The sequence below is a fragment of the Pelagibacterium nitratireducens genome (genome assembly GCF_037044555.1).
GTDB classification, from domain to species: Bacteria; Pseudomonadota; Alphaproteobacteria; order Rhizobiales; family Devosiaceae; genus Pelagibacterium; species Pelagibacterium nitratireducens.
This window is the reverse complement of the sequence record NZ_CP146275.1, coordinates 1160623-1187592: the sequence shown is the minus strand read 5'-3', so window position 1 is coordinate 1187592 and position 26970 is coordinate 1160623. Positions and strand designations below refer to the sequence as shown.

The window sequence follows — 26970 nt, the reverse complement described above, 5'->3', positions numbered from 1 at the left end:
CTTGAATACACCGGCGAGTGATTTGCCCGATTTTCCTCAAGACCGATTCCCGCGTCACCATCGGGCGCTTTTTGATGTCTGGATACCCAAGTGACCACCCTCACGGCTGGCCGGCAGCGTTCGCGTGGCGACGCCAGGGCCCATGTTGCAGCCGCCCATTCCGGCAAGAATCGCCGGCCCCTGCTGCGGATCGCCCTTCTGGCCTTCCGCCACCACTGGCAGGTGGCGATCGCCGTCGTCGCGACCATTGTCGCCGCCCTGCTCCAGCTTTCGATTCCCCGCCTTCTCGGCCAGGCCATCGATCAGGCGCAAAATATCCTTTCGGTCTCCAGCCAGGATGCCGAACGGGCCCTCTGGGCCAGCGCCATCACCCTGCTCGTCGTCTCGATCCTGCGCGGCGTTTTCACCCTGCTCCAGAACTATTTCGCGGAATCGGTGGGCCATCACGTTGGCTATGAGTTGCGCCTGGCCTTCTACGACAAGGTCCAGCGCCTCCCCTATGCCTATCACGACAAGGTCCATTCGGGCGATCTGATCACCATCGGCCTGCTCGATCTCGACGGCATCCGCATGTTCTTTTCGACCGGCCTGATCCGCGTCGTCCTGCTCACCATCCTGATCGGTGTCGGCGCCTGGATGCTGATTTCGACCGATATCGTGCTCGGCCTTCTCGCACTCAGCTTTGTCCCCTTCGTCGCCTGGCGCTCCTCGGTGGCCCAGTTGACCCTGCGCAAGACCTGGCTGACCCTGCAGGAAAAGCTCTCGGTGCTCACCCGCATCATGGAAGAAAACCTCGGCGGCATCCGCGTCGTCCGCGCCTTTTCGGGCCAGAAGCACGAGCTCAAAAAGTTCGATACCGCCTCCGACGATGCCCTGGGCCTTGCCCATCAGCGCACCAACATCCGGGTGAAAAACACCTCGATGATGACCTTTTCCTTCTTTGCCGCCATGGGGCTGGTGCTCTGGGTGGGCGGCAACAAGGTCATCGCCGGCGAAATCAGCGTGGGCACTTTGGCCAGCTTTCTCACCTTCATGACCATCCTGCAGATGCCGGTGCGTCAGCTCGGGCTGATGGTCAATTCCTTTGCCCGCGCCTCGACCTGTGGCACGCGCTTTTTTGCCTTCATCGACGCCCCCGTGGATATCAGGGACAAGCCCGGCGCCACCGATCTTGCCGTCACCGACGGCACGCTCAGCTTCGAGCATGTGGGCTTCACCTATGACGGTGCCGCCCACCCCACCCTCAAGGACGTCAGTTTCACCGCCCGCAAGGGCCAGACCATCGGCATCGTCGGCGCCCCCGGCAGCGGCAAATCCACCCTCGCCCATCTGATCGCCCGCTTTTACGACGTCTCAGAAGGCAGCATAAAGATCGACGGCCAGGATGTCCGCCACGTGACGCTGAAATCCCTGCGTACCAGCGTGGCTGTCGTGCAGCAGGATACGTTCCTCTTCACCACCACGATCGAAAACAACATCGCCTACGGCAACCCCTGGGCCAAGGAAACCCGCATCGAAAAGGCCGCCGAAAGCGCCCAACTCCATAACTACATCATGGGCCTGCCCGCCGATTACGATACCGTCGTCGGCGAACGCGGCGTCTCGCTCTCGGGCGGCCAGCGCCAGCGCCTTTCCATCGCCCGCAGCCTGGTTCTCAAGCCCGCCGTCATGGTGTTCGACGATTCCACCGCCGCGATCGACGCCGGCACCGAACACCGCATCCGCTCGGCCATCCGCCGCTTTGCCAAGGACCGCATCACCATCATCATCGCCCACCGCCTCTCTTCGCTCATGGACGCCGACACCATCTTCTTCCTCGAGGACGGCGCCATCGCCGAGCGCGGCACCCATGACGAACTGCTCGCGCTGGGCGGCCGCTACCGCGCCCTCTACGATCTCCAGACCCGGCCCACCGAAGACATCGAACTAAAAGAGGCCGGACAATGACCGCGACCGATCTCGACGACGAACACGACACCGCCACGTTCCCCGGCCAGCGCCCGCCCCGCGCCACCGTGGGCAGCGCCCATATCGAGGAGGAAGTGTTCGGCAAGGCCTACGACCCGCGCACCATCCGGCGCATCTGGGCCTTCGTGCATCCCTATCGCCTGCGCATCTATCTTTCGGTCATCGCCGTGCTGATCTTTACCGCCACCCAGCTCGCCATTCCCCTGATCGTCGGCAATGCCATCGACACCGCGCTGGTCGATCCCCTCGCGGGCGGAGGTGGCCTGATCTGGTCGGTTGCGATCTTCGCCATTGTCGTCACCCTCAACTATGCCGCCTCCTGGATCCAGGAAAAACAGGTCGGAAACGTCGCCGAAAACGTGCTGTTCGACATGCGCCGCGCCATGTTCGCGCGCCTGCAGATCGTTGCGCTCGGTTTCATGGACAAGACCGAAGTCGGGCGCCTGATGAGCCGGCTGCAGGGCGACGTCAATTCCATGCAGGAATTTCTCGAAACCTCGATCGTCTCCATCGGCGATCTGGTCCTGCTGTGCGGTATCGTCGTCGTGCTTTTGAGCCTCGATTGGGGCCTGGGGCTTTTGACCCTCGCCACCATGCCCGCCCTGTTCATCGTCCGCATCTTCTGGCTGCCGCGCGCCAAGCGCGCCTTCTGGGCCGCCCACGAGACCAATTCGGCCACCAATGGCGCCATGGCCGAAGGCATCAACGGCGTGCGCACCATCCAGAACCTCGACCGTCAGAAGGTCAATTTCGACCTCTATGACGACAAGGCCTGGTCGAACCTGAAAACCCAGTTGACCGGCTCGCGCTACGCCCAGGTCATGGTCCCCATCGTCGACAGTTTGACCGGCATCGCCATGGCCACCGTCATCGTGGTCGGCGGCTCGCTTGTGCTCAACGGCTCCATGCAGATCGGCATCATCGTCGCCTTCCTGTTCTACATTCAGCGCTTTTTCGATCCCATCCGCTCGCTGACCATGCAATATTCCATCATGCAGCGCGCCATGACCTCGGGCCGCCGCATCACCGAAGTGCTCGACGTCCCCGTCTCCATCGCCGACAAGCCAGACGCGGTAACCCTCACCCGCGACATGGATGGGTCGGTCGATTTCGACAATGTCGCCTTCGGTTACGATCCCAAGCGCCCTGTCCTCAAAAACGTCTCCTTCCACGTCAATCCCGGCGAAACCGTCGCCCTTGTCGGCCCCACCGGCTCGGGCAAGACCAGCGCCATGGCGCTCGTGCATCGCTTTTATGAAGTGCAATCCGGTGCCGTCCGCGTTGGCGGCCACGATGTGCGCGACATCACCCAGGAATCCTTAGGCGAACAGGTCGCCATGGTGCTTCAGGAGCCGTTCCTGTTCACCGGCACGGTGTTTGAAAACATCCGCTACAACAAGGCATCCGCCACACTCGATGACGTCATCGCCGCGTCAAAGGCCGTCGGCGCCCACGAGTTCATCACCCGCCTGCCCGATGGCTACGATACCGTCCTCGAACAGCGCGGCTCGAACTTCTCGCTCGGCCAGCGCCAATTGCTCAGCTTCGCCCGCGCCCTTGTCGCCGACGCCAAAATCCTCGTCCTCGACGAGGCCACCGCCAATATCGACAGCTACACCGAACGCCAGATTCAAAAGGCGCTCGAAACCCTGCTCGAAGGCCGCACCGGCCTCGTCATCGCCCACCGCCTCGCCACCATCCGCGGCGCCGACCGCATCATCGTGCTCCAGAACGGCGAATTGATCGAACAGGGCAACCACGACCAGCTCATGGCCAAAAACGGCCTCTACGCCCGCCTCTACACCATGAACTACTCCAGCTTCGACGACATCCCCGACGACGTAGTCAACGCCGCCACGGCGGGGGATGGGACGACGTGAGGCGGCTAGCACCCCACTCACCGCAGTACCTGAGACTGCGCTTTAGGGTCGCTCAGGCGTTCGGAGTATCCCGTCCGTCCGGCTCTTTAGCGACACCCTTGAACGGTCCATCACTCTGCTTCCGGTCCATGAACTGACCCGTGCGCTCGTCGCGCTTTTGCCAATTGCCATTTTCATGCTGAAATTGCGTACGGCCAGTAACCGCGCCGCGCCTGTAACCGTCACCAGTATTCTTGGCCATCTCAATCTCCTTGGATTGGCACAACACCGAGAGTTCGTCACGTAAAGTAACACGAATCAAGACGTGTTCTTATTATGTTCCAGAATTTAACGCCACAGGTCAACCGGAAACTGGTAGGGTCAACCCAACGGATCAGGCAGACTTTGTGGTGAGAGATCGCGGCTGTCTACCTTGGGCGATAAGAAAGCCTAAGCCACCGCCTCTTCCGACCGCGCCAGCGCCCGTTCCAGTGCTTCGATGCACAAAGGGTCGTGCGATGCCCCGGCGCCCTCCCACAAGATCCCCATCGCCTTGGACACCGGCATTGCCGCGCGATAGGGCCGGTCGGCGGTCAGCGCGTCGAACACGTCCGCGGTCGAAATGATCCGCGTGTCGAGGTCGAGTTCGTCGGCCGTCTTGCCGTTGGGATAGCCCTTGCCGTCCAGCCGCTCGTGATGGGCGCCCGCCACCACGGCCAGATCGGCAAAAGCCCCGATGCGCGATAAAATGTCTTCCGACAGCCGGGAATGGTCGCGCATGGCCACCCATTCGTCATCGTCGAGCTTGCCCGGCTTGTCGAGCACGCTGTTGGAAACGCCGAGCTTGCCGATATCGTGCAGCAGCGCTGCGCGCTTGAGCCAGCGCCGGCGGGCCGGATTGTACCCCATCTCCTCGGCGATAAGATCGGAAAACACAGCAACCCGCTCACTGTGGCCCGAGGTGAACGGGCTCTTGGCGTCGATCACCCGCGCAAAGGCCCGCGCGATGTCGTCGAGATAGCCCTCATCGGCCCTCTGCACCTCCTGCCCCGGTTCGAGATCGAGCACCACCTGTTCGATGTCATCGCGCGCCAGCATCGCCCAGAACGTCTCGTCCGCGGCAACGTCGGAAAACGCGAACACCACCGCCGGGTCGAACCACGTCCCCGAACGCGAGGTGATTTCGGTCATCGCGGCCTCCGGCCCCCCGGACATGAAGAACACGTCCACCACCTGCGCCAGCAGCGCGATGCGTGAAAACAGCGAAATGTCGGTGCCCGCCTTGCCCAGTGGCTTGCCGCCACCGTTCCACTGCTCGTCGAGATCGAGAATGGCCTGCGCCACGGTGTCGGAAAACCGCATCTGGCGGGCAATTTCGGCCCCCCGCTGGCATCGGGTTTCGATCAGATTGGTGACGATCTCGCCGCCATTGCGCATGATGTTGACCACCGAGCGGAACCGCTCGGCCAGCCCCGCCTCGGCCCCCGTATGCGACAGGACGAACCGCAGAACCTGCGGCAGGCTGCCGTCGAGATGCTTGAAGTCGCGCTTGAAGGTCAGATCGTCGGCCAGATACAATTCACAGATCCGCGCCGCGTTGGACGAACACCCCAGATCCTTGAGCAGCAGCGCATAATAGAGATCGCGCAGCGCCGCCTCGTCCATGCCCATCGCCCGGCCCACCTGCACCCCGGTCCAGCAACAGCGCATGCAATGGCCGGGAGGTTGCCCCTCGGTCATGTCCAGGGCCCGGCTCAGTGCCCCAAGCACCTCGGCCAACCGTATCGATCCGCTCATCCTGCCCTCCCCCGCGTCTAGGGAATTTTCCCCATCGTAGGAGTACAAGGACCAAGGCCGGGTTAACGCGGTCCGAACCAGGTCTCCAGCGCGCCGGTTGGATCAGCCCCCTTTCCATCCCCGACCCACGCGACATAGCCGTCGGGCCGGGTCAACACAGCGCCCGGCGCCTCGACAGTCCCAAGCACCGGAAGCTCCCATGTCCCGTTACAATCGGCCCTCACCGCCTGCACCCGATCCGCCCATGGCCCAGTGTCGGACCAGCCATTTTCATCGAACCCGATCAGCACCGGCCGCGCTTCATGCAGCAGGCTGTAGAGCCGGATCGCGCCATCAGCGGTCACCAGGTCGAGATCGGGCATGCGCCGCCCCAGCAGCGGATGCCCTTCGCCCAGATCGTAGTGAACATCGAGCCCCGACATCATCCCGGCGAACCGCTTGCGCGGCGCGTCCATGGCCAGCACCTCCCCCATGATCTCATTGAGCGCCTTGGTCCGCTCGTCGCCCCGCCCCAGAGCGATCTGCGCCAGCGTGTTGCGCAACACCCGCGCCGCAATCGGGTGCCGTTCGGCGTGATAGGTGTCGAGCAGCCGCTCGGGAGAGATCCCTTTGACCACCTGCGCCAGCTTCCAGCCCAGATTGACCGCGTCCTGAACCCCGATATTGAGCCCCTGGCCACCCACTGGGGAATGGACATGCGCAGCATCGCCCGCCAGCAACACCCGGCCGTCGCGATAGGCCACAGCCTGCCGCGCCATATCGGTAAACCGCGAAAGCCATGTGACGTTGTGCACGCCATAATCGCTGCCAAAGACGGCCACCAGCCCCGCCTTGAGGTCATCGACCGTCGGATCGCTCTGCCCCGCATAGCGCTGGGTCAGAACGATCCGCACCTTGTTCCCTTCGCCCATCGGCCCCATCGCCTGGGTGCCCACCTCGTCGGCATGCAGGCCGAATTCGGCCGCCTCGGCCAGCTCCGCCTCGGCGATCAGGCTGCTGACCGAGGCCTCCCAGCCGGCAAATTCGATCCCCGCCAGCTTGCGAACCAGACTCCGCCCGCCATCGCACCCCACGAGATAATGCGCCCGCAAAGCCTGTCCGCCATCGAGCACCACATCGACCCCGTTCTCGTCCTGCTCAAATCCAGTGACCGCGCGGCTGCGATAGATCGGCACCCCGAGCTCCTGGACCCATCCGGCCAATATGCGTTCGATATGGTTCTGCCACAGGCCCAGCCCGTAATTGTGCCGTGTCGGAAAATCGCTGATATCGAGCCGCGCCGGACCGAACCCTGCCACCTGTAGCGCCGTGCCTTCGGCCAGAAACCGCTCGGCGATGCCCCGCTGATCCATGATCTCGATGGTGCGCGCATGCAGCCCGCCGGCCCGCGCGCCCGGCATATCCTGGTTCGCCCGCCGCTCCACAATCGCGACATTCACCCCCGCCAGGACCAGCTCTCCCGCCAGCATCAGCCCCGTCGGCCCGCCCCCGGCAATTACCACAGCATGTTCGGTCATCCGCCTTCCCCTCTTGCTCTCACCAGAGCGCCGGACAATACGCCCAACCAAATCGATGCCAATTCTTGAACTGAACTCTTTCGACCCCAGATGTGTCATGGCGGAGCACACCTTGGCTCCGTCCAAATCCCCGATATATGTCCCGCCAGCCCCCGATGCAGCGTGTCCGGAATTGTCCTGGGCCGGAACCATGCCACCCGCCGGACATTGCCTCTTGCCAGGGCCGCATGTGCGGCGAAACTATGGAAGGGCGCCAATGACGCTTCTGATACTTTACATCGCGCTGGCCATCGGCATTTCGTTCTTGTGCTCGATGCTCGAAGCGGTGCTGCTCAGCATCACCCCCACCTTCACAGCCACCATCGAAGAAAAAAAGCCGCGCGTTGCCAGCCGCATCAGGCAGCTCAAGGACGATATCGACCGCCCCCTTTCCGCCATTCTCAGCCTCAACACCATTGCCCACACCGTCGGCGCTGCTGGCGCCGGTGCGCAGGCCCAGATCGTTTTCGGCGATGCCGCGGTGACGGTGTTTTCGGCGGTCCTGACCTTCCTGATCCTGGTACTGTCCGAGATCATTCCCAAGACCCTCGGCGCGCTCTATTGGCAATCCTTTGCCCCGGCCGCCTCGCGCATCCTTCCGGTGCTGATCTGGGTCATGTGGCCTCTGGTCAAGATGTCCCAACTGATCACCGTTCTGCTCTCGCGCGGCAAACCGCAGCCCCCGGTCACCCGCGAGGAGATCGTTGCCCTGGCCGATATCGGCCGGCGCGAAGGCATCATCGACCGTGGCGATTCCAAGGTCGTCGCCAACCTGCTCAAATTCGACCGCCTCACGGTCAAGGACATCATGACCCCGCGCACCGTCGCCTTCGCCCTCGACCAGCAGACGACGGTCCGCCAAGCCATCGACCGCCGCAACGAGCTCCATTTCAGCCGCATCCCGGTGTATGACGGCACGATCGACACACCCACCGGCTTCGTGCTCAAGACCGACATCCTCAATCTTGCGCTCGAGGAAGAGTTCGACCGCAAGCTGGAAAATTTCCGCCGCGAAATCACCAGCGTCGTCGAAACCACCCCGCTCGAAGAGCTGTTCGACACCCTCGTCCACAAGGACCGCCACATGGCGCTGGTCACCGACGATTTCGGCGGCACCGCCGGGCTCGTCACCCTCGAGGATCTGATCGAGACCCTGCTGGGCGAGGAAATCGTCGACGAGGGCGACTCCATCGCCGATCTGCAGGCCTACGCCCGAAAGAAATGGGAGGAGCGCGCCGCCCAGCAGAAGGATCGCGGACCGGCCCTCTCCTGACACATCCTGTCAGCAGCAACTGTTCACACTCCGTTCCGTTGATGGTAAGAGTGCGGTCAGACAAAGTTGCAGACTTTTTCGGTTCGACCGCGCGACCCGCTCTATTGAATCAGTCCCCCCGCGGCCCGATATGGTGCTCCATGACCTCCGAGAAAAAATCCCCCTCCGCCGGTCGCCCCGGCAAAGCCGATTTCTCCATTGATGATTTCATCAAGGAGATCGAAAAGGCCGAGGATGCCCAGGCTTCAAAGCCCCTTTACGCCGAGCGCATGCGCAACAAGCGGGCGCTCGACCGTGCGGACCAAAAAGCAGCCGCCGAATCCCAGGAAACCGAGCGCCTCGCCGGCAAGGGCAAGGACAACGCCAAAGCCAACGCCCGCAAGGCCAGCGATGCGAAAGGCAAACGCAGCGCCGCCACAGGCATGTCGCTCAAGGCCCCCAAATCCAAGGCCAACTCCGTCGAGCGCCCCACCAATCTCGATGGCTTCGCCGAAGCCCCCCAGGCCGGCTTTCACACGCCATCGGATGTGACCAACTCCTCGGCCGGCGTATCGGCCACCGTCGCCGCGCTCGAAAAGATCATCGCCGAGGGCCGCAAGGAGGTCGAGGGCACCAATGCGTGGAAGCCCCACCGCCCCGCCGCGCTGAAAAAGGACAAGGGCGGCATCCCCTTCCGCCTCCAGACCGATTACACCCCCGCCGGCGACCAGCCCACCGCCATTGCCGAACTGCTCGAAGGCGCCAACAACGGCGAAACCGACCAGGTCCTGCTCGGCGTCACCGGCTCGGGCAAGACGTTTACCGCCGCCCAGGTCATCGCCCAGACCGGCCGCCCGGCCCTCATCCTGGCGCCCAACAAGACCCTGGCCGCCCAGCTCTATGGCGAGTTCAAGAATTTCTTCCCCGACAACGCGGTCGAATACTTCGTCTCCTATTACGACTACTACCAGCCCGAGGCCTACGTCCCGCGCACCGATACCTATATCGAGAAGGAATCCACCATCAACGAGCAGATCGACCGGATGCGCCACTCGGCCACCCGCGCGATCCTCGAACGCGACGACGTCATCATCGTCGCCTCGGTGTCCTGCATCTACGGCATCGGCTCGGTGGAAGACTACACCACCATGACCATCTGGCTCGAAAAGGGCCAGAAGATCGACCAGCGCGCCCTATTGAACGAACTCGTCGCCCTGCAATACAAGCGCGGCGACATCGGCTTCGTGCGCGGCACGTTCCGGGTGCGCGGCGACACCATCGAAGTGTTCCCCGCCCACTATGACGACGCCGCCTGGCGCATCACCCTGTTCGGCAACGAGATCGAATCCATTTCCGAATTCGATCCCCTGACCGGCAAGAAATCGGCCGAATTGACTGCCGTCCGCGTCTTCGCCAATTCCCACCACGTCACCACCCGCACCACGATGAATGCGGCCATCAAGGAGATCAAGCGCGAGCTCAACGCCCGCCTGCAGGAGCTCAACGGCATGGGCCGCTTCCTTGAGGCCCAGCGCCTCGAACAGCGCACCCTGTTCGATCTCGAAATGATGGAAGCCACCGGCTCCTGCGCGGGCATCGAGAACTATTCGCGCTACTTCTCGGGCCGCAAGCCCGGCGAGCCGCCCCCAACGCTCTTTGAATACCTCCCCGACAACGCCCTGGTCTTCGTCGACGAATCCCACGTCACCATCGGCCAGCTCGGCGCCATGTATCGCGGCGATCTGCGCCGCAAGGCAACGCTGGCGGAATACGGCTTCCGCCTGCCCTCCTGCATGGACAACCGCCCCCTGCGGTTCGAGGAATGGAACGCCATGCGCCCGCAGACGGTCTACGTCTCGGCCACCCCCGGCGCCTGGGAGCTCGACCAGACCGGCGGCGTGTTTGCCGAACAGGTCATCCGCCCCACCGGCCTGATCGACCCGGTCGTCGAAACCCGCCCCGCCACCACTCAGGTCGATGACGTTGTCGATGAAATCCGCAAAACCACCGAAAAGGGCTACCGCACGCTGCTCACCGTCCTCACCAAGAAGATGGCCGAGGATCTGACCGAATATCTGCACGAGCAGGGCATTCGCGTGCGCTACATGCACTCCGACATCGACACCATCGAGCGCATCGAGATCATCCGCGATCTGCGCCTGGGCAATTTCGACGTGCTGGTCGGCATCAACCTGTTGCGCGAAGGCCTCGACATCCCCGAATGCGGCCTCGTCGCCATTCTCGATGCCGACAAGGAAGGCTTTTTGCGTTCGGAAACCTCACTGATCCAGACCATCGGCCGCGCCGCGCGCAACGTCGATGGCAAGGTGATCCTCTACGCCGACCGCGAAACCGGCTCCATGGAGCGCGCCCTCGCCGAAACCAACCGCCGCCGCGAAAAACAGCTCGCCTACAACGAAGAACACGGCATCACCCCGCAATCGGTCAAGGCCCGCATCAACGACATCGTGGATTCGGTCTATGAGCGCGACCACGTCTCGGTCAAAATCCGCCCGGGCAAGGACGGCAAGGACACCGTCCCCGTCGGCGCCAACCTCGCCGCGGTCATCAAAGACCTCGAACACCAGATGCGCGAAGCCGCCACCAATCTGGAGTTTGAGAAAGCGGCGAAGCTGCGCGACGAGATCAAGAAGCTGCGGGAGATGGAGCTGGATACCCTCGAAGGCCCCGGCGGCTAATCCCCGGCGCCCGGCCCCTCTCGGGCCGGTCCTCCGTCCTCCGCCCTCTCCCCACCTCCATCGCTGTCCCGTGCCCGACACGGGACCCAGCAGCTTCCCCAAGCCCCTGTCGCCAGCGGCATCGCACATGGACCCCGGTTTTCACCGGGGCAGCGATGTGCAGACCGCGTACCTCCGCGCATCCCACCCACGCCAACAGCCCCAGCGTCACTCCCCAACGCACCCCCACCCCCATCGCTGTCCCGTGCTCCGACACGGGACCCAGCAGCCTCCCCAAGCCCCTGTCGCCAGTGGAAATTCACATGGACCCCGGTTTTCACCGGGGCAGCGATGGTGCGCGCCGCCCCTCTTGCACTCCCCGCGCCCCCGCCCCAAAATCCACTCCGCTTTGGGGGAAAACACGCGATGTACGAACAACGCCAATACTACGTCTACATCCTCGCCAAGCACCAGAACGGCGCCCTCTACACCGGCATGACAAACGACCTCGCCCGCCGCATCCACGACCACCGCTCAAAAGCCGTCCCCGGCCACACCCGCAAATACGATATTGCCCGTCTGGTCTGGTACGAAACCCACCCCACCCTCGACAGCGCCTACCTCCGCGAAAAGCGTATCAAGGCGTGGAAACGCGCCTGGAAAATCCAGTTGATCGAAACCACCAACCCCAACTGGCGCGACCTCACCGAAACCCTGATCTAACGACGACCAAATTCATTGCCCACGCCGCACTACCCCACCATCGCTGTCCCGTGCCCGACACGGGACCCAGCAGCCCCCCAAAGCCCCCGTCGCCCGCGGCATCCGCTCATGGACCCCGGCTTTCGCCGGGGAAGCGAAGGCGATTGTATCGACCCTCTCGTCCCCCACCATCGCTGTCCCGTGCTCGACACGGGTCCCAGCGGCTTCTCCCAGCCGCTCTAGCCAGTGGCATCCGCACATACACCTTGGTTTTCACTAGGACAGCGAGGGAGTAGTCGGAAAATCCAATTGATCGAAAGCGCCAAACTTAACTGGCGTGACCGGCATCATCTGCCGCTCTTGGAATGCTTCTCAATTTGGCGGGCCTGCGCTTTGCGTCCAGCAATGCGATTGTCGATTTTCCGCTTTTCAATCGACGTCTTAGCGTCACGCCTTTTTGCCAGCTCCACCCTCAGCTTTTTGAATTGTCTATTCGGCAAAAAGAGCTTGTTGTCACGAACAATGACGCCCGTAATGTCTGCGGGCGCGTTGACCAGGCTGACTTCCTTGGATCGGCTCGTTCTAAATCCATTGTTCTTCAATACTTCTTTTATTCGCCAAACTAATTTTTTCGGGACCACTGCTCCAGAGAGGGTAATATCGTCGGCGTAGATACTTAGAGTGCAACCGTATTCCCCGGCAAGCTGATAGATATCAGACCACATTCGCGCATTGCAGAAGTATGAAAGAATGGGACTGCATGGCGACCCTTGGGGTAAGCATCCATCAAACGTCACAATTTCCACCAGTATCGCCGCTACATCCGGGCTGCACTGTAACTTATCCCTAAAGAACCACGTTAAACGCTCTGCGGTGCAAGAAGGAAAAAACGCCTCTATATCGAGGAGCCAAAATGCCCTTGCACCAACGTGAACGGCGGCATTGTCGACGTATGACACGCCCTTTACGGAGCTAAATACATATGGTGGCACCGTTATCATGCCAAGTAGCTTGGCCAAACGAGCTTGCAGCCGCTTCAAGGCAGAGGGAGGCAGGCTAATGGGCCGGTAATTATCTGCCAGCTCTGGAGGAGGCGGCATCGCGAGCCAGGGAGCCTTGTCATCGTACTTAGGTTTGTACTTCACCACATACTTAGGCTGGTTTTTCTCAAGGCTTTCAAGAAATCCAACTTCGGTGAAAAGTAACTCAGCAAGCCGCCGGCGGGTTCGCACCTTGTACAGGGCGCTATCGACAATCCGATGGCCAGCCTTCATCAGGCAGCGTCCGCCTTAGACTTGTTTTCGATGAATTTTAGGATGTCTATCACCTTAGAAGCAATAGTTGTTCGCACCTTTTCACCACTCTTGGCAGCGTCTATTTGCTCTGAGAAAAACATTAGCGATGACACTGGAATGCCAAACTCGGATGAATACCTTTGGAGCACCTCCAAGCTAGGCGCCTTCGATCCATTTTCGAGTTCAGAAATATAAGACTTAGATACTCCGATCTTTTCGGCAACCTCAAACTGTTTGAGATCGTGAAAAACTCGAATAAGCCGTAATGCTTCCTGCAGCATGTTCTCTTTCCTTTCATAGAATTTGGGTTGGCGGTTTATCCCCCAGTGCAGAAGCACTCAAAGATAAAGCGAATAAGCCGATAGAGCGCGTATGATGCCCTGATAATCGTCGTCAGGACCTTGGGGTTGCGCATCCGTTGCCAGATGCACCATCGCGTCCACCGCCGCCGTTGCTGTTGGTCTTCAGAAACACTCATGGTGTTCTCCTTCTGTTTGCCTAGAGGGGAAGTCCTCTAGGGTCGTCTCAAACAGAGGTCGGAAACAGCAACTTCACCTTCATTCTAGCCGCGATCAGTCGTTGATCGCGGCTGCTTCGCCCGTGTCGGTCCCCGTCCCACCGGGGCCTCTTGGGGGAAGTGATAGAGGGTCACCCCTCCACGGTCGGGATAATAGAGCCCGACCTTCAGATAACGACGTTCTTCCGTTAGACCGAGAATACATATAGCGAGCAAAATTTGTTTTTTCAAGACTAAAGTTCGCTCTTAGCGATTTTAATTCCTGGTCCTCTATCCCCACCCCTCCCACCTCCCCTATCCTCTCCTGTCACCCTCCGCCCCGCCGGAGCCAGACCTGACACGGAGACCGGCCCATGCCGCGCCACAAGAAACCCGCCCACGCCGACCCTCACTCCAGACACGACACCCACGCCGCCTATGCCGCGCTGATGGCGCGGCTCACTGCATTTCAGGCCGAACTCTCCGCGCAGGCCAAAACCCGCGCCACCGCCGAAATGCCCGAGCCCGTCCTGAGCATGGCCGTCGATCTCATGGCGCAGATGGCACGCCTGATGGCCCGCGCCATCGAGGCGCGCGGCTTGCCTGTGTTGCCCGCCGGCGAGCCCACAAGTTTCTCGCAAGCCACCATCGCCTTTGCCCAGGCCCATCACGCCTTCATGGCGTTCGGCAGGCGCAAGGGGTTCGACAGGCCCGTGGCCGATGCCGAGGCCAAGGCACAGCATGAAAGGAACGTCGAGGATCTCGTGCGGATGATGAATGGCCGCATCCTGCGTGGCATTCGCGACGGCTATCTCTGCCCCGTGCCCGATGACGACCCGGACCGCGAGACCGAACGCCGGGCCATTTCCGATGCCCACACGGCGCTCGTGGCCCGCATGGAAGCCTATCTCGGCCACGGCATCGACATCGGCAACGATTGGTAAGACCGGGCCGCGCCCGAAAACTTATCCCCGCCCTCTCCGCTGCGCCTAATCTTGGCTCACGACCGCACCAGGGCGAAGATGCATACGAGCTTCCGGTGAGGGCGGGATTGGAAAAAGGGGGAGCATGCGACCGAGCCCATGTCGCATCGGCCTCCGGGCATTTCGATCCCAACCGACAGGTCGGTCCGGGTTCCTCGCGGGTCGCTGCGGGGAAGGCCCAAAGCGGACGGATGGCCAGGCGAGGATGGGAGTCCACGTCATACCGGGGCAACCCGGAGGGGCACCGTGGATAACGCCAGCGATGGGGTTATCCCGACAAACCCCAGCCCGAGACGCCGCCATAAGCCAAAAACCCCGGTCATGAACGGCGAAGCTGGCTTCGCACACTACAAAAAATCGGATGAAGCTTGCTTCGCCGTTCATCGCCCACCCTTGTCCCCCGAGGCCTTCCGGCCGTCGGCCGCTTCCGCGCGTTCTGACGACTGCCACCGTCCTCTATGGTGAGCACCCCGACCTCCCCCACCGTCATCCTCGGGCTTGACCCGGGGATCCGCTTGGTGGGGAAGCCGCTGAAGGCGTTTTCGACGACGGCATTGCGGGTTTCACTGCTTCCGTCAGCGTGGCGGCGTTGCATATCACCGGGTCAAGCCCGAGGATGACGCGCGGGAGCAAGAGCGAACCATCGGGCAACTTTTTCAGCGCACACGCCGTTCTCCCCGAACACAAAAAGGAGTTTGCTCATGTCCCACCACACAGAACAGGCCGATCAGCTTTCCCCCGCCGAGACCGAAGACAGGATCTGGAAGCTCGCCAACGACATAAGGATCTGCATGCTCACCACCTGGAGCGGCTCCGAGCAGCATTCCCGCCCGCTCTCCGCGCATGTCGACCGCGACGTGCACGCGCTCTATTTCCTCGTCGATGAATCCGGTCACAAGAACGAGGAGATCGAAAAATACCCCGAAGTCTCCTGCGCCTTCGTCGACAAGGGCGCCAACGATTACGTGGTGATCGCCGGCGAAGCCAAACTCTCCAACGACCGCGCAAAGATCGCCGAAATCTTCTCCAACTTCGCCAAGGCCTGGTGGGACGATGAAAACGACCCCGCCATCCGCCTCCTCACCGTCACCCCCTCGCGCGGCGAACTCTGGGACGGCCCCGGCAGCGCCGTCGCCAAGGCCAAGCTCCTCTTCGCCGCGGCGACCGGTGGCGATATCGACATGGGCGAGACGGGGAAAACCCGGCTCTAACCTAAATATTACATTCAGTTAAGGTTCAGCTTGAATGGGCTTTATTGAGGGCCAAGGCAGACGGAAAACCTGCCGGCAACACTCGATGGGAGAAGCGTTATGGCTCTCGGAAAAACAGCAATAAAGGGCGGCCTTGCCGCTCTCATGGTCGCGATGATGACCGCAGGCGCGTTTGCCTGGGAAGCCTACGCGACAAACGCCCTCAACGTGCGCTCGGGTCCGGGCACCAATTATGGTGTGGTGACCACCCTCCAGCGCAATCAGGTCGTCGATGTGCAGTACTGCCGCTCGGGCTGGTGCTTTCTCGATACGGGCCGCTACGGCCGCACCGGCTGGGCGTCGCAGAACTATCTGCGCGAAGTCGGCAACTGGACGCCGCCCCGGCCCAACCCGCCCAGCTGGCAGCCCCCGCGCCCCACGCCGCCGAGCTGGCACCCCAATCCGCCGCGCCCGCCGTTCTGGGGCAACAATCCGCCCCGCCCGCCGCACTGGAACAATCCGCGGCCTCCGCTCTGGAACCCGGGCCCGCCCCCGCGTCCCCGGCCCGACAGCCAGGTGTGCTTTAACGGTCCCAACGGCTATTTCTGCATCGGCAATTGATCGGTTCCAAACCGTAACAAGGGGCCGGAGCGTTCACCGCTCCGGCCATCTTGCTTTTTCCCCGCGCCGGAACGATATGCTAGCTTCACTGTCAGTCGTATAGCGGACCCATCCGATGAAATCCTACGTCAAGCTTGCATCCGGTTTCATGCTCTCGGGCATTGGCGCCGTCGCTCTCGAACGCGCCATCGCCAGCGGCATGGCCAGCGGCAATATCCATCTCCCTGCCGGCTCCGGACCGTTCGTATCCGTTTTGGCTCTGGCGCCCCTGGCTCTCATCGCCGCCGGCGTTCTGGTCTATGTCGGCGGCGCGGTTCTGGGGCTGAAATAGGAGCGTTGCCGGAAAAGGTGAGCACCGGCTTTTCGGTTCGGCAACGCGACAAACAGGATTTTCAGTTTGTTCGAAGCCGCTCGGCATCGAGGCCGCGGGCGGCCAGCCGCGATCTGAGGCTGCGGCGCATGAATACGGTCACCCCGTAGAGCGCTGCCCCGCCCACTGCCAGCGCCAGAGTGAACGCCTGCATCCCGCCCGCTTCGATGCCGAACCCGAGCGCCACGAAAAACACCGCCATCCCGCCGATCGTCGCGACATAAAAGCGTCTGTCGCTCTCGGCCCGCACCTCGCGCCCCGCGCTCAAAACGGTCTCCCGCCGCTCGATATCGCTCATCGCCGAAAGCGGCTCGGGCACCCCCTCGCGCTCGAGGCTGGCCAGATAGGCCTCGGCCCGCTCGCCGATCCTTTTTTCGACCCGCTGCGTATTCCACTTCGCCAGCATCAGATTGCCGATAATGGTAATCGCCGCCAGTCCCAGCGCCGCATAGAGCACGATAATCAAGCCGCCTGCCTCCGTGATTGATGTTGCCCCTCCAACATGGCCATCACGATCCTTCCCGCAAGCTCTCCCCGCACGATCATCTCATGCTAATCTCGTTCACTCTGGGGTCAGGAACGATCCGGTATCGTGACAGGTCATTCTAGGAGCCGGTCCATGAGACTATCCCGCTGGGGCATCGCCTTCATGCAACTTGGAGCTCTGCTCCTGGCCATCGGCCTTTTGCCGCTGGTCGTCATGGCAACGCTGTTCCCTGGCGCGCCCGCCCTCGTTGCGGTCCTGCTCAGCCTGTCCGTCGCCCCGCTTGGCGGCCTATGCGTTGTCGCCGGCCTCATAATGTGGGGGATCGGCAGGTTCCGCCGATAGAACGCCAGTTGCGTTTCCATTACGTTCTCCCTATCTCAGAAGCATGAATTCCGAAAAAATCGATCCCGAATCGGATGGCAACCGGCCGAGGAGCAAATCATGAGAGGCACCGCCCTCATCACCGGCGCCGCCGACAGAATTGGCGCGGCTATTGCGACCCGCCTGGCCGCCGAGGACTATGCGGTCGTCATTCATTACCGCTCGTCCGGCGAAAAGGCCCAGGACCTGGCCGATGCCATCGCGGCCGATGGCGGTCGCGCCGAAATCGTGCGTGCCGACCTCGCAAAGCGCCAGGACCGCATGGGCCTGATTGCCAAAGCTGCCGAGCCGTTCGGTCCTTTGACCGTCCTGGTCAACAATGCTTCGGTCTTCGAGCCCGACAGCGCCGACACTGTCCATGAGGATTTGTGGGATCTGCACATGGCCGTCCATGCCGAAGCGCCGGTCTTCCTCGCCCGCGATTTCGCCGCCCAGCTGCCCGACGACGAAAAGGGCAATATCGTCAATCTCATCGACGAGCGCGTCCTCTCGCTGTCACCCGACTATTTTTCCTACACGCTCTCGAAATCCCTGCTGTGGACCGCCACCCGCACCCTCGCCCAATCCCTGGCGCCCCGCATCCGCGTCAACGCCATCGGCCCCGGCCCCACCCTCGCCAATGCCCGCCAGTCCGAAAGCGAATTTGAAGCCTCCCGTCAGCGCTTGCCGCTGCAGACCGGCGCCGATCCCGACGAGATTGCCGACGGCGTCTTCTCGATCCTCAACCTGCCCTCGATGACTGGTCAGATGATCGCGCTCGATGGTGGCGAGCATCTCGAATGGAGCGCGCGCAACGCGCCGACCCCCCGCAAGCAATGACAGACGAAACCCTCCCCGGCCCCGATATCATCAAGCGCTTCGTCAAAACCCTGCCCACCGGCGCGGGCGTTTATCGCATGATCGATGAGAAGGGCGACGTCATCTATGTGGGCAAGGCCCGCAATCTCAAATCACGCGTCACCAATTACACGAGCTATGAAGGCAATTCGGTCCGCATCAACCGCATGATCGCCTCGACCCGGTCGATGGAGTTCGTGCGAACCGAGACCGAAGCGGCAGCCCTCTTGCTCGAAGCGAACATGATAAAGCGCCTGCGCCCGCGCTTTAACGTGCTGCTGCGCGACGACAAGACGTTTCCCTACATCCTGATCGCAACCGAACACGAGGCCCCCGAACTCACAAAGCACCGCGGCTCGCGCCGCCGCAAGGGCGACTATTTCGGGCCGTTCGCTTCCGCCGTCGCCGTCAGCCGGACCATCACCGCGCTGCAAAAGGCGTTCCTCTTGCGCAATTGCTCGGACAGCTTTTACGCCGCGCGCACCCGCCCGTGCCTCCAACACCAGATCAAGCGCTGCGCTGCGCCCTGCACCGGCGTCATTTCGATCCCGGACTACAATGAACTTGTCGCCGAGGCCCGCGCCTTCCTCTCGGGCAAGACCAAGGCGGTGCAGGATCATCTGCAAAAGGAAATGAACGGCGCCGCCGAAGCGCTCGATTTCGAACGCGCCGCCATGCTGCGCGATCGCCTTGGTGCGCTGGCACTCATTCAGGGCTCTACCGGGACCGGCGCCCAATCGATCCCCGAGGCCGACGTCTTCGCCATCCACAACGAGGCGGGCAATTTCTGTGTGCAGGTGTTCTTTTACCGCGCGCACCAGAACTGGGGCAATTACGCCTTCTATCCGCGCGCCGACGATGACAGCACGAACGCCGAGGTACTCGAAGCCTTTATCGCCCAGTTCTATGAGAACCGCACGCCGCCTCGGCTCGTCCTGCTCTCGGAGGATTTGGCCGAACCCGACTTGCTGCGCGAGGCCTTGTCCTCCCGCACCGACCGCGTCGTCCGGATCGAAACGCCGCGCCGCGGCGAAAAACGCACGCTTGTCGACAACGCACTGACCAATGCACGCGAGGCGCTGGGCCGCCACCTTTCGGATTCGGCCAGCCAGCGCAAGCTGCTCGAAGCCATGGCCGAAACCTTCGGTCTCGATGAAACCCCGCGCCGCATCGAAATCTACGACAACTCCCATATCCAGGGCACCAACGCCGTGGGCGGCATGGTCGTTGCGGGTATGGAAGGGCTATCGAAAAAGCACTACCGCACCTTCAACATCAAATCGAAAGACCTCACCCCCGGCGACGATTTCGGCATGATGCGCGAGGTGCTCACGCGCCGGTTCACCCGGCTGGCCAATGAAAGCGACCCCCAGGCCGAAGACGATTCCACCGAGATGCCAGACTGGCCCGACGTCCTCCTGATCGACGGCGGTGCCGGCCAGACCAATGCCGTCAAGGCGGTCTTGGCCGAAATGAACCTGCCGCGCGATGTGACCGTCATCGGTATCGCCAAAGGCGAGGAACGCAATGCGGGCCGCGAGACTTTCTACATGGAAGGCAAGGAGCCCTTCATGCTGCCGGCTCGCGATCCCGTTCTCTATTACGTCCAGCGCCTGCGCGACGAAGCCCACCGCTTCGCCATCGGAACGCACCGCGCCCGGCGCAAAAAGGAGATGGTCAAGAACCCCCTCGACGAGATCGGCGGCATCGGTCCCACACGCAAGCGTGCGCTGCTCCAGCATTTCGGCTCGGCCAAGGCGGTCTCGCGCGCCTCGGTCGCCGATATCGCCGCCCTGCCCGGCATCTCGACCGCCATGGCGCAATTGATCTACGATCACTTCAACCAAAGATGACCAGGGGCCAAGGACACACAATGACCGAAACCAGATTCGACATGGCCCGTCTGCCAAACCTTTTGACCTACGGCCGCATCTTCGCGATCCCGGTCATCATGCTGTTTCTTCTCGCCGACAATTCGCCTCTGCGCTGGCTGGCGCTGCTGCTCTACATTGCTGCCGCGGTCACCGACTTTTTCGATGGATACCTTGCGCGCAGATACGGTTCGGTCTCCCCGATCGGCCGCATGCTAGACCCCATCGCCGACAAACTGCTGGTTGGCGCCCTGCTGCTGGTCTTCTGCTTTGATGGAAGTTTTGGCGTCTGGGACCTGATCCCGGCCACGATCATCCTGCTGCGCGAAATCTTCGTGTCCGGCCTGCGTGAATTCATGGGCACCGAAAAGATCACTGTGCCGGTCTCAAAGCTCGCCAAATACAAAACGACGGTTCAACTCGTTGCGCTCGGCATCGTCATCGCCGAGCCGCTTATCCCCGGCACGCGGGAGTTGAGCGATATTCTCCTCTGGCTCGCCGCAATTCTCACCGCCATCACCGGCTGGCAATATTGGTCGGGGGTTTCGGCACACATGGCGCGCAACGAGGACGATCCGATATGAAAATTCTCTATTTCGCCTGGTTGCGCGAACGCCTCGGACGGGACAGCGATGACGTGACCCCGCCCGATTCCGTAGCAACGATAGCCGACCTCATCGAATGGATGACCCGTCACGACGAGGGCTTTGCTTTGGCCGCGGCAAACCGCAAGCTCATCCGGGCCGCCATCGACGACGAACTGGTCGACCACGAAACGCCGCTGGGAGACGCCAAGACCGTGGCGCTTTTCCCGCCCATGACGGGTGGTTGAGATGGGCGTCAGACTGCAGACCGATCCGTTCGATCCCGGAACGCTCTTCAATGCCTTTCTCAAGGCAAACGAGGGTGCCGGGGCTGCTGTCACCTTTACCGGCCTCGTGCGCTCCACTCGCGAAGACCCCATCTCTTCGATGACCCTCGAGCACTACCCGGCTCTTGCCCGGCGCCAACTCGAGCAATTGCGCACAAACGCAATCGAGCGCTTCGCTCTCCTCGATGCCGAAATCATCCACCGTTTCGGCAAGCTCTATCCCGGCGAGCCGATAGTTCAGGTGATGACCCTCGCGCCGCGCCGGCAAGCCGCTTTCGACGCCGCCAACTTCATCATGGATATTCTGAAGACCACTGCGCCCTTCTGGAAAAAGGAAGAGGGACCGGACGGAGCCCGCTGGGTCGAGGCAAAGGACAGCGACGACAAGGCCACCGCCCGGTGGTCATGAAAAAAGCCGGAGATTTCTCCCCGGCTCCCAAATCTCTGCGATAGTGCAGCTTTTTATTCCGCAGCCGCCTGCTTGGGCTGCACTTCGCTCATATAGGCTTCAACCAGCGTCCGGCAGGCATCGGCCGGGGTGAATTTGTACTCGCCCACTTCAGAAACCGGCGTCACTTCGGCGGCCGTGCCGGTCAGGAAGCACTCGTCGAACTCTGCAAGCTCTTCGGGCTTGATGTGCCGTTCGGTGACCGTATAGCCATTGGCCTTGGCCAGCCCGATCAGCGTGCGGCGCGTGATGCCATCGAGGAAACAGTCCGGCAGCGGCGTGGTGATGTCCTTGCCTTTGACAAAGAAAACGTTCGCACCCGTCGCTTCGGCCACATAGCCGCGATAATCGAGCATCAATGCGTCGGCATAACCCTTGTCCATGGCTGCGTGCTTGGAAAGCGTGCAGATCATGTAAAGACCCGCGGCCTTTGCCTTGCATGGAATGGTTTCGGGCGAGGGCCGCTTCCAGTCGGCCCAGCAAAGGCGAATGCCTTTCAGGCGCTCTTCTGTGGAAAAATAGCTCGGCCACACCCAGGCGGCGATTGCCAGGTGCACCTTGTTGTCGCGTGCAGGCACCGAAAGGGTTTCGGACCCGCGCCAGGCGACCGGGCGCATATAGGCATCGACAAGATTGTTCTTGGCCAGCACCTGACGGCAAGCGTCGTCGATCTCGTCGGCCGAATAGGGAATTGTGAAATCGAGCGTCTTGCCCGAAAAGATCAGCCGCTCGGTATGCTCACGCAGCTTGAACACCTCTCCGCCATAAGCGCGCTGCCCCTCAAAGACGCTGCTGGCATAGTGAAGACCGTGAGTCAGCACATGGAGCTTGGCATCCTTCCAGGGAACCATCTCTCCATTGTACCAGATCCAACCGTCTCGCTGATCCATTGGCACGGTGGCCATCTTTATCTCCCGATTATGCGTTTGTTGGCTTTGGGCCGTTCGGCCACGATCTGTGCCCCATATTGCAGTATTCTCTCACCACTTGGCAAACCAAAGCGGCTCTGTGATAACTCATTAGAAGGCAAAGATATTGGTAGGACGATGCCAGCGCATTCGATAAATGTCAATAAGGCTGACATAAATTCAGCCATCTACGATTTTCCCGAGATGCCCATCGATATCATGGGCCTGTTCTTCTTTGCCTACCGGGACTTCGTTCGCGATGCGGATGCCTTGCTCGAAATGCAGGGGTTCGGCCGGGCCCACCACCGTGTCATCTATTTCGTCAATCTGCGTCCGGGCATGACCGTGGCCGATCTGCTCGATATCCTGCGGATCACCAAACAGAGCCTGGCGCGCGTCCTGCGCCAATTGATCGACAGCGGATATGTTGCCCAGCGACATGGCGAGACCGACCGCCGCCAGCGCCTGCTGTTTCCCACCGAGAAGGGCCGCGACTTTTTCGAGGTTCTGAGCGCCACTCAGGCCCGCCGCATCGAGGCTGCTTTTGCTGCCCTGCCCGAGGACACCCGTGACTGCGTCCGACACTTTTTTGCCGAAATGACCGAGCGGGGCGACCACCAATTATTGCGCACCCTGCGCCTCATCGAACCGATGTCATAGGACGCCCCTTAAATTGGATATCATCAGCACGGTCTTTCTGGCCCTCGTTCAGGGCATCACCGAGTTCTTGCCCATCAGTTCCTCGGCCCATCTGATTCTGGGCCGCTGGCTGCTCGGCCTTCTGGGCGTCGCCTCAACAACCATGACGCCCGCTGAGGAACTTGCGCTCGATATCGCGCTTCACGTCGGCTCGCTTGGCGCGGTCATCGTCTATTTCTGGCGTGACGTCATCATGCTGTTCATGGGACTGGTCGATGGCATTACGGGCAGGATGGGTCCGCGTTTTCGCACTCTGCTCGTCGTGATCGCCGCCTCGCTTCCCATAGTGGTCATTGCCTTTCTCGCCAAGGACCTGGTCACCGAGGCCGGCCGCAACATAACGATCATCGCCTGGACCACGATTATCTTCGGCGTTCTGCTCTGGCTGGCCGACCGGCGCCCCGAACAAAACGGCACGCTCGAAACCCTCTCGCTTCGCGATGCAATGGTTGTCGGCATCGCCCAGTGCATCGCCATCATTCCTGGCGTCTCGCGCTCGGGAATCTGCATGACGGCTGGACGCTTCGTGGGCATGGACCGGCCGCTTTCGGCCCGCCTTGCCATGCTGCTTTCGATCCCCACAATCCTGGGCGCCGGCGTGCTGGCTGGCTACGATCTCTATCAGGCCGGCAATGCGCAGGTGACGTCGGACGCGCTGTTTGGCGGCGTCCTTGCCTTCTTTGCCGCATTGGCCAGCATCGCGCTGTTGATGAAATGGCTGCAGCGCCAGTCCTACACGCCCTTCGTGATCTACCGCGTCGTGCTAGGCCTGCTCCTTCTGGGCCTGATCTATGCGGGCATCGCGTAAATCCTCGACCTCGGGCGGCACGGCAAGACCCGCGCCGCCGTCATCGTCGACCTGGTCGAGATCGTGAACCCACTCGCGCCACATCGAGACAAAAAGCGCCATCAAAACCGGGCCGATGAACAGGCCGACAAAACCCATCGTCTTGACCCCGCCGATCAGCCCGAAAAACGTCGGCAGGAACGGCAGCTTGATCGGCCCCCCGACCAGCTTGGGCCGCAGCGTTTTGTCGACGATAAACAGCTCGACCGAACCCCAGACAAACAGCGCGATGCCCGGGACGATCGATCCGCTGGCCATCAGATAGATGGAGACCAGCGTGAACGAGAGCGGCGCGCCACCCGGAATCATGGCTGCCACGCCGGTGACCACACCCAACAGCACAGGTGACGGCGCACCCGCCAAGGCATAGGCGATACCCAGAACGATGCCTTCTCCAATCGCGATGATGGTCATGCCCGTTACCGTCGAACTGATCGTCGCCGGCACCACCCGCGACAGTCGCTGCCAGCGCGTGGGCAAAATGCGTTCGCCAAACCGGTCGAGTTGCCCGGCGAGGTTGGCGCCGTCACGATAAACGAACAGCAGCGCGATCAACATGAACAGCAGGTTCAGCGCCAGATCGAGAAAACTTCCCCCCGCAGCGAGAACCGTCTGGTAAATATTGTAGACATTTGCGCCCCCGATATAGGCGACATACTGGCCCAGCGCGCCAGGCCGCCCAACATAGAGGTCCCACTGCTCGGTGGCCCACTCCCCGATCATAGGCAACGTCGCAAACCAGTCGGGCGCGGCGGCACCGTTGGTATTCGTGGCCAGAACCCAGCCGATCAGTTGCCGCGCCTCATTGGTGGCATAGGTCAGCGCCATCAGAATGGGGATCAGGATAAACAGCACGATCACGGCGATCATCAGGCTCGCCGCCAGCGTGCGATTTCCGCCCACCGTGCCCAGAACGCGCCGATACACCGGCCAGCTCGCAAAGCCGATGATCAAGGCGGCAAGAACGGGAACGAGAAAGCCGTGAAAGAAATAAACACACGCCAGCAGGATCAGGATGATCAGCCAGCGGGCCACCGCCATGGGCGGCACCAGCGCCGAGCGCTTCGATCCAAGCAGACGGGGTTCGCGTTCGGTGGGAATAAGGTCCGGCTTGGTCAATTGCTAATTCCGGTCTGAGGAGGCTCACCTATATGGCAAAGCCACGCACCAAGACAAGCGAGCCCTTCTCATGCCGATTACATCAGCTTGCGTCCGTTGGGCACCGGCTTGTCGATCGCGGCGAGCACGATGGCGCCACTTTCATCCTCGAAACCAAGCGTGAGCACTTCAGATTTCAGCGGCCCGATCTGGCGCGGCGGGAAGTTTACGACCGCCATAACCTGACGACCGATCAGTTGCTCGGGCGTATAATGAACGGTGATCTGGGCCGAGGATTTCTTGATCCCCAATTCCGGGCCGAAATCGATAAGCAGAATGATCGCAGGCTTGCGCGCCTCGGGAAAAGGCCGCGTCTCGACCACCGTCCCGGTGCGGATGTCAACCTTGAGAAAATCGTCAAAAGTGATGGTGTCGCTCATTGCCCCAATTCTTCACTTCGCTTGCGGGCTGCGCTGATCGCCCGTTTCATCAAGGCGCCAAGCCCATCGGGCGCCATCAAAACATCGAGCGCTGCCTGCGTCGTTCCGTTGGGAGAGGTGACGTTCTTGCGCAATTGCGCAGCTTCGCTGTCATCTGCTTCCATTAGGGCCGCCGCACCAACCACCGTCTGGCGCGCCAGAACCATGGCCTGTTCCGGGCTCAGCCCCTCGCCTTCACCGGCCGCCGCCATGGCTTCGACGAGATGGAACACATAGGCCGGCCCGGATCCGGAAACCGCAGTAACAGCATCGATCAGTGTCTCGTTTTCAACCCAGACCACACCACCCGCTGCCGCCAAAAGCGCCTCGGTCAATTTTCGGTCTTCGGACGTAACCGCATCGCCGGCAAAAGCGCCCGAAATGCCCTTGCCGATCTGCGCAGGCGTATTGGGCATTGTCCGCACCACGCGGTCGGTGCCCAGACCTGCAACAATCTTGTCCGAAGAAATTCCGGCAGCGATCGACACCACAAGCGTTTCGGTCCCAACCAACGGCCTTGCCACGCCCAGCACGCCATCCATGATCTGGGGTTTGACGGCCAGCACCACGACACGCGGCGTCTCGTCGGGAAGACCGGTGCGCAGCACGGCGCCGTGCTTGCTGGCAAATGCCGAAACGCTGTCATGGGGCTGCGGGTCGACCAGCGTTAGCGCCGGACCGGGCAGGCCGCCCCGCATCCAGCCTGCCGCCATCGCCATACCCATCTTGCCGGCGCCGATCAGCAGCACCGAGCCGACAGTCGAAAGGCTCATGCTTGCCCCACGGTTTCAAACATCACTTCCGCCAGGGCATCGGAGGCAGATTTTCCGGCCCAGACCACGAACTGAAACGCCTGATAATAGAGATCGCAACTCTCGGTCGCCGAGCGCAACAGCGCTTCGCATTGCTGCGGCGAGACCTCCGCGCCGCCCGAAAGCAGGTGCGAGTTCCGGAACAGAACCACGCCTTCCTTGCTCCAGATGTCGAAATGACCGATCCACAACTGCTCGTTGATCAGCGAAATGAGCTGTTTGATTTCACCACGGCGCGCCTCGGGCACCTTCAGATCGAACGCACAGGCGAGATGGAGCGATTCCATCTCCTCCATCCAGTTGAACGATACGTGGTAGTCGCTCCAGCCCCCTTTGACCGAAATGGAGATTTCGTCAGCGTCCTGCCGCTCGAACGACCAGTCGCTGATCGCGGCAATGTGCTCGATAATATCGACCGGGTGAATGGTCCGATCCAGTTCCAATTCGAGGAGTGACATGGCTGGC

At 61.7% G+C, this 26970-nt stretch carries 28 protein-coding genes; 17 read left to right on the top strand and 11 right to left on the bottom strand.

The window, feature by feature from the left end:
• Positions 1-90: 90 nt before the first annotated feature.
• Complete coding sequence (locus V6617_RS05990) at positions 91-1947, top strand: ABC transporter ATP-binding protein (RefSeq protein ID WP_338609753.1); 1857 nt, start codon at positions 91-93, stop codon at positions 1945-1947.
• Complete coding sequence (locus V6617_RS05985) at positions 1944-3848, top strand: ABC transporter ATP-binding protein (protein WP_338609752.1); 1905 nt, start codon at positions 1944-1946, stop codon at positions 3846-3848. The genes V6617_RS05990 and V6617_RS05985 overlap by 4 nt, the downstream gene beginning before the upstream one ends.
• A 52-nt stretch (positions 3849-3900) precedes the next feature.
• Here V6617_RS05985 and V6617_RS05980 read toward each other — a convergent pair whose 3' ends face one another.
• From V6617_RS05980 to V6617_RS05970, 3 genes are all read right to left on the bottom strand, one after another.
• Positions 3901-4089, bottom strand: a complete 189-nt coding sequence (locus V6617_RS05980) for a hypothetical protein (RefSeq protein ID WP_338609751.1) — start codon at positions 4087-4089, stop codon at positions 3901-3903.
• A gap of 188 nt (positions 4090-4277) precedes the next feature.
• Positions 4278-5624, bottom strand: coding sequence for an HD-GYP domain-containing protein (locus V6617_RS05975; RefSeq protein ID WP_338609750.1), 1347 nt, complete (start codon positions 5622-5624; stop codon positions 4278-4280).
• A 62-nt stretch (positions 5625-5686) separates the two neighbouring features.
• Positions 5687-7141: an FAD-dependent monooxygenase gene (locus V6617_RS05970; RefSeq protein ID WP_338609749.1), complete on the bottom strand. Its 1455-nt coding sequence runs from the start codon at positions 7139-7141 to the stop codon at positions 5687-5689.
• A 256-nt stretch (positions 7142-7397) separates the two neighbouring features.
• On the opposite strand from V6617_RS05970, the gene V6617_RS05965 reads away from it, so the two are divergent.
• From V6617_RS05965 to V6617_RS05955, 3 genes are all read left to right on the top strand, one after another.
• Positions 7398-8453 carry a hemolysin family protein gene (locus tag V6617_RS05965; RefSeq protein ID WP_338609748.1) on the top strand — a complete coding sequence of 352 codons (1056 nt, stop codon included), beginning with the start codon at positions 7398-7400 and terminating at the stop codon, positions 8451-8453.
• A 140-nt stretch (positions 8454-8593) separates the two neighbouring features.
• Positions 8594-11131: an excinuclease ABC subunit UvrB gene (gene uvrB / locus V6617_RS05960; RefSeq protein WP_338609747.1), complete on the top strand. Its 2538-nt coding sequence runs from the start codon at positions 8594-8596 to the stop codon at positions 11129-11131.
• Between the two features lie 405 nt (positions 11132-11536).
• Positions 11537-11833 carry a GIY-YIG nuclease family protein gene (locus tag V6617_RS05955; RefSeq protein WP_338609746.1) on the top strand — a complete coding sequence of 99 codons (297 nt, stop codon included), beginning with the start codon at positions 11537-11539 and terminating at the stop codon, positions 11831-11833.
• A gap of 326 nt (positions 11834-12159) precedes the next feature.
• Here the strand turns inward: V6617_RS05955 and V6617_RS05950 are convergent, their stop codons facing one another.
• Positions 12160-13086: a reverse transcriptase family protein gene (locus V6617_RS05950; protein ID WP_338609745.1), complete on the bottom strand. Its 927-nt coding sequence runs from the start codon at positions 13084-13086 to the stop codon at positions 12160-12162.
• A complete protein-coding gene (locus V6617_RS05945) occupies positions 13086-13388 on the bottom strand; it encodes a helix-turn-helix transcriptional regulator (protein ID WP_264226922.1) in 303 nt (100 codons plus the stop codon). The genes V6617_RS05950 and V6617_RS05945 overlap by 1 nt, the downstream gene beginning before the upstream one ends.
• Positions 13389-13977: 589 nt before the next feature.
• On the opposite strand from V6617_RS05945, the gene V6617_RS05940 reads away from it, so the two are divergent.
• The 4 genes from V6617_RS05940 to V6617_RS05925 all read left to right on the top strand — a co-directional run bounded on the left by V6617_RS05940 (position 13978) and on the right by V6617_RS05925 (position 16728).
• Positions 13978-14547: a hypothetical protein gene (locus V6617_RS05940; RefSeq protein WP_338609744.1), complete on the top strand. Its 570-nt coding sequence runs from the start codon at positions 13978-13980 to the stop codon at positions 14545-14547.
• 740 nt (positions 14548-15287) lie between these two features.
• Positions 15288-15797, top strand: coding sequence for a pyridoxamine 5'-phosphate oxidase family protein (locus V6617_RS05935; RefSeq protein WP_338609743.1), 510 nt, complete (start codon positions 15288-15290; stop codon positions 15795-15797).
• A 99-nt stretch (positions 15798-15896) separates the two neighbouring features.
• The gene (locus V6617_RS05930; RefSeq protein ID WP_338609742.1) at positions 15897-16397 is read left to right on the top strand and encodes an SH3 domain-containing protein; all 501 of its coding nucleotides are present in this window, start codon (positions 15897-15899) and stop codon (positions 16395-16397) included.
• 115 nt (positions 16398-16512) lie between these two features.
• The gene (locus tag V6617_RS05925) at positions 16513-16728 is read left to right on the top strand and encodes a hypothetical protein (RefSeq protein ID WP_338609741.1); all 216 of its coding nucleotides are present in this window, start codon (positions 16513-16515) and stop codon (positions 16726-16728) included.
• 61 nt (positions 16729-16789) lie between these two features.
• Here V6617_RS05925 and V6617_RS05920 read toward each other — a convergent pair whose 3' ends face one another.
• Positions 16790-17233: a hypothetical protein gene (locus tag V6617_RS05920; RefSeq protein ID WP_338609740.1), complete on the bottom strand. Its 444-nt coding sequence runs from the start codon at positions 17231-17233 to the stop codon at positions 16790-16792.
• Positions 17234-17386: 153 nt separating this feature from the next.
• Here V6617_RS05920 and V6617_RS05915 point away from each other — a divergent pair, with 153 nt between their 5' ends.
• The 6 genes from V6617_RS05915 (at position 17387) to V6617_RS05890 (ending at position 21623) form a co-directional block, all read left to right on the top strand.
• Positions 17387-17596: a hypothetical protein gene (locus tag V6617_RS05915; RefSeq protein WP_338609739.1), complete on the top strand. Its 210-nt coding sequence runs from the start codon at positions 17387-17389 to the stop codon at positions 17594-17596.
• 99 nt (positions 17597-17695) lie between these two features.
• Positions 17696-18454: an SDR family oxidoreductase gene (locus V6617_RS05910; protein ID WP_338609738.1), complete on the top strand. Its 759-nt coding sequence runs from the start codon at positions 17696-17698 to the stop codon at positions 18452-18454.
• Entirely contained in the window at positions 18415-20325 is a 1911-nt protein-coding gene (gene uvrC / locus V6617_RS05905; RefSeq protein WP_338609737.1) for an excinuclease ABC subunit UvrC, read from the top strand. The genes V6617_RS05910 and uvrC overlap by 40 nt, the downstream gene beginning before the upstream one ends.
• A 20-nt stretch (positions 20326-20345) precedes the next feature.
• The gene (gene pgsA / locus V6617_RS05900) at positions 20346-20927 is read left to right on the top strand and encodes a CDP-diacylglycerol--glycerol-3-phosphate 3-phosphatidyltransferase (RefSeq protein WP_338609736.1); all 582 of its coding nucleotides are present in this window, start codon (positions 20346-20348) and stop codon (positions 20925-20927) included.
• Complete coding sequence (gene moaD / locus V6617_RS05895) at positions 20924-21175, top strand: molybdopterin converting factor subunit 1 (protein WP_338609735.1); 252 nt, start codon at positions 20924-20926, stop codon at positions 21173-21175. Before pgsA ends, moaD begins: the two co-directional genes overlap by 4 nt.
• 1 nt (position 21176) lies before the next feature.
• The gene (locus tag V6617_RS05890; protein WP_338609734.1) at positions 21177-21623 is read left to right on the top strand and encodes a molybdenum cofactor biosynthesis protein MoaE; all 447 of its coding nucleotides are present in this window, start codon (positions 21177-21179) and stop codon (positions 21621-21623) included.
• Between the two features lie 53 nt (positions 21624-21676).
• On the opposite strand, the gene V6617_RS05885 is transcribed toward V6617_RS05890, so the two are convergent.
• Complete coding sequence (locus V6617_RS05885) at positions 21677-22567, bottom strand: branched-chain amino acid aminotransferase (protein ID WP_338609733.1); 891 nt, start codon at positions 22565-22567, stop codon at positions 21677-21679.
• 207 nt (positions 22568-22774) lie between these two features.
• Here V6617_RS05885 and V6617_RS05880 point away from each other — a divergent pair, with 207 nt between their 5' ends.
• Together V6617_RS05880 and V6617_RS05875 are read left to right on the top strand one after the other, a co-directional pair.
• Complete coding sequence (locus V6617_RS05880; protein WP_338610645.1) at positions 22775-23230, top strand: MarR family winged helix-turn-helix transcriptional regulator; 456 nt, start codon at positions 22775-22777, stop codon at positions 23228-23230.
• 13 nt (positions 23231-23243) lie between these two features.
• Complete coding sequence (locus V6617_RS05875) at positions 23244-24077, top strand: undecaprenyl-diphosphate phosphatase (protein WP_338609732.1); 834 nt, start codon at positions 23244-23246, stop codon at positions 24075-24077.
• Here the strand turns inward: V6617_RS05875 and V6617_RS05870 are convergent.
• The 4 genes from V6617_RS05870 to V6617_RS05855 all read right to left on the bottom strand — a co-directional run bounded on the left by V6617_RS05870 (position 24033) and on the right by V6617_RS05855 (position 26963).
• On the bottom strand, positions 24033-25157 hold the full coding sequence (locus V6617_RS05870; RefSeq protein ID WP_338610643.1) for an AI-2E family transporter: 1125 nt from the start codon (positions 25155-25157) through the stop codon (positions 24033-24035). The genes V6617_RS05875 and V6617_RS05870 overlap by 45 nt on opposite strands.
• Before the next feature lie 155 nt (positions 25158-25312).
• Complete coding sequence (locus tag V6617_RS05865; protein WP_338609731.1) at positions 25313-25654, bottom strand: tRNA-binding protein; 342 nt, start codon at positions 25652-25654, stop codon at positions 25313-25315.
• Complete coding sequence (proC, locus tag V6617_RS05860; protein ID WP_338609730.1) at positions 25651-26466, bottom strand: pyrroline-5-carboxylate reductase; 816 nt, start codon at positions 26464-26466, stop codon at positions 25651-25653. Before proC ends, V6617_RS05865 begins: the two co-directional genes overlap by 4 nt.
• Entirely contained in the window at positions 26463-26963 is a 501-nt protein-coding gene (locus V6617_RS05855) for a YbjN domain-containing protein (protein ID WP_338609729.1), read from the bottom strand. The genes proC and V6617_RS05855 overlap by 4 nt, the downstream gene beginning before the upstream one ends.
• Positions 26964-26970: the final 7 nt, after the last annotated feature.

Bases quoted from the DNA above. Each gene is read 5' to 3' on its own strand.
- V6617_RS05915 (WP_338609739.1), top strand. From the start codon at position 17,387: ATGAGACTATCCCGCTGGGGCATCGCCTTCATGCAACTTGGAGCTCTG.
- V6617_RS05880 (WP_338610645.1), top strand. From the start codon at position 22,775: ATGCCCATCGATATCATGGGCCTGTTCTTCTTTGCCTACCGGGACTTC.
- V6617_RS05945 (WP_264226922.1), bottom strand. From the start codon at position 13,388: ATGCTGCAGGAAGCATTACGGCTTATTCGAGTTTTTCACGATCTCAAA.
- V6617_RS05935 (WP_338609743.1), top strand. From the start codon at position 15,288: ATGTCCCACCACACAGAACAGGCCGATCAGCTTTCCCCCGCCGAGACC.
- V6617_RS05980 (WP_338609751.1), bottom strand. From the start codon at position 4,089: ATGGCCAAGAATACTGGTGACGGTTACAGGCGCGGCGCGGTTACTGGC.
- uvrB (WP_338609747.1), top strand. From the start codon at position 8,594: ATGACCTCCGAGAAAAAATCCCCCTCCGCCGGTCGCCCCGGCAAAGCC.
- V6617_RS05975 (WP_338609750.1), bottom strand. From the start codon at position 5,624: ATGAGCGGATCGATACGGTTGGCCGAGGTGCTTGGGGCACTGAGCCGG.
- pgsA (WP_338609736.1), top strand. From the start codon at position 20,346: ATGACCGAAACCAGATTCGACATGGCCCGTCTGCCAAACCTTTTGACC.
- uvrC (WP_338609737.1), top strand. From the start codon at position 18,415: ATGGAGCGCGCGCAACGCGCCGACCCCCCGCAAGCAATGACAGACGAA.
- proC (WP_338609730.1), bottom strand. From the start codon at position 26,466: ATGAGCCTTTCGACTGTCGGCTCGGTGCTGCTGATCGGCGCCGGCAAG.
- V6617_RS05910 (WP_338609738.1), top strand. From the start codon at position 17,696: ATGAGAGGCACCGCCCTCATCACCGGCGCCGCCGACAGAATTGGCGCG.
- V6617_RS05965 (WP_338609748.1), top strand. From the start codon at position 7,398: ATGACGCTTCTGATACTTTACATCGCGCTGGCCATCGGCATTTCGTTC.
- moaD (WP_338609735.1), top strand. From the start codon at position 20,924: ATGAAAATTCTCTATTTCGCCTGGTTGCGCGAACGCCTCGGACGGGAC.
- V6617_RS05955 (WP_338609746.1), top strand. From the start codon at position 11,537: ATGTACGAACAACGCCAATACTACGTCTACATCCTCGCCAAGCACCAG.
- V6617_RS05970 (WP_338609749.1), bottom strand. From the start codon at position 7,141: ATGACCGAACATGCTGTGGTAATTGCCGGGGGCGGGCCGACGGGGCTG.
- V6617_RS05865 (WP_338609731.1), bottom strand. From the start codon at position 25,654: ATGAGCGACACCATCACTTTTGACGATTTTCTCAAGGTTGACATCCGC.
- V6617_RS05855 (WP_338609729.1), bottom strand. From the start codon at position 26,963: ATGTCACTCCTCGAATTGGAACTGGATCGGACCATTCACCCGGTCGAT.
- V6617_RS05930 (WP_338609742.1), top strand. From the start codon at position 15,897: ATGGCTCTCGGAAAAACAGCAATAAAGGGCGGCCTTGCCGCTCTCATG.
- V6617_RS05985 (WP_338609752.1), top strand. From the start codon at position 1,944: ATGACCGCGACCGATCTCGACGACGAACACGACACCGCCACGTTCCCC.
- V6617_RS05950 (WP_338609745.1), bottom strand. From the start codon at position 13,086: ATGAAGGCTGGCCATCGGATTGTCGATAGCGCCCTGTACAAGGTGCGA.
- V6617_RS05885 (WP_338609733.1), bottom strand. From the start codon at position 22,567: ATGGCCACCGTGCCAATGGATCAGCGAGACGGTTGGATCTGGTACAAT.
- V6617_RS05925 (WP_338609741.1), top strand. From the start codon at position 16,513: ATGAAATCCTACGTCAAGCTTGCATCCGGTTTCATGCTCTCGGGCATT.
- V6617_RS05890 (WP_338609734.1), top strand. From the start codon at position 21,177: ATGGGCGTCAGACTGCAGACCGATCCGTTCGATCCCGGAACGCTCTTC.
- V6617_RS05870 (WP_338610643.1), bottom strand. From the start codon at position 25,157: ATGGCGGTGGCCCGCTGGCTGATCATCCTGATCCTGCTGGCGTGTGTT.
- V6617_RS05940 (WP_338609744.1), top strand. From the start codon at position 13,978: ATGCCGCGCCACAAGAAACCCGCCCACGCCGACCCTCACTCCAGACAC.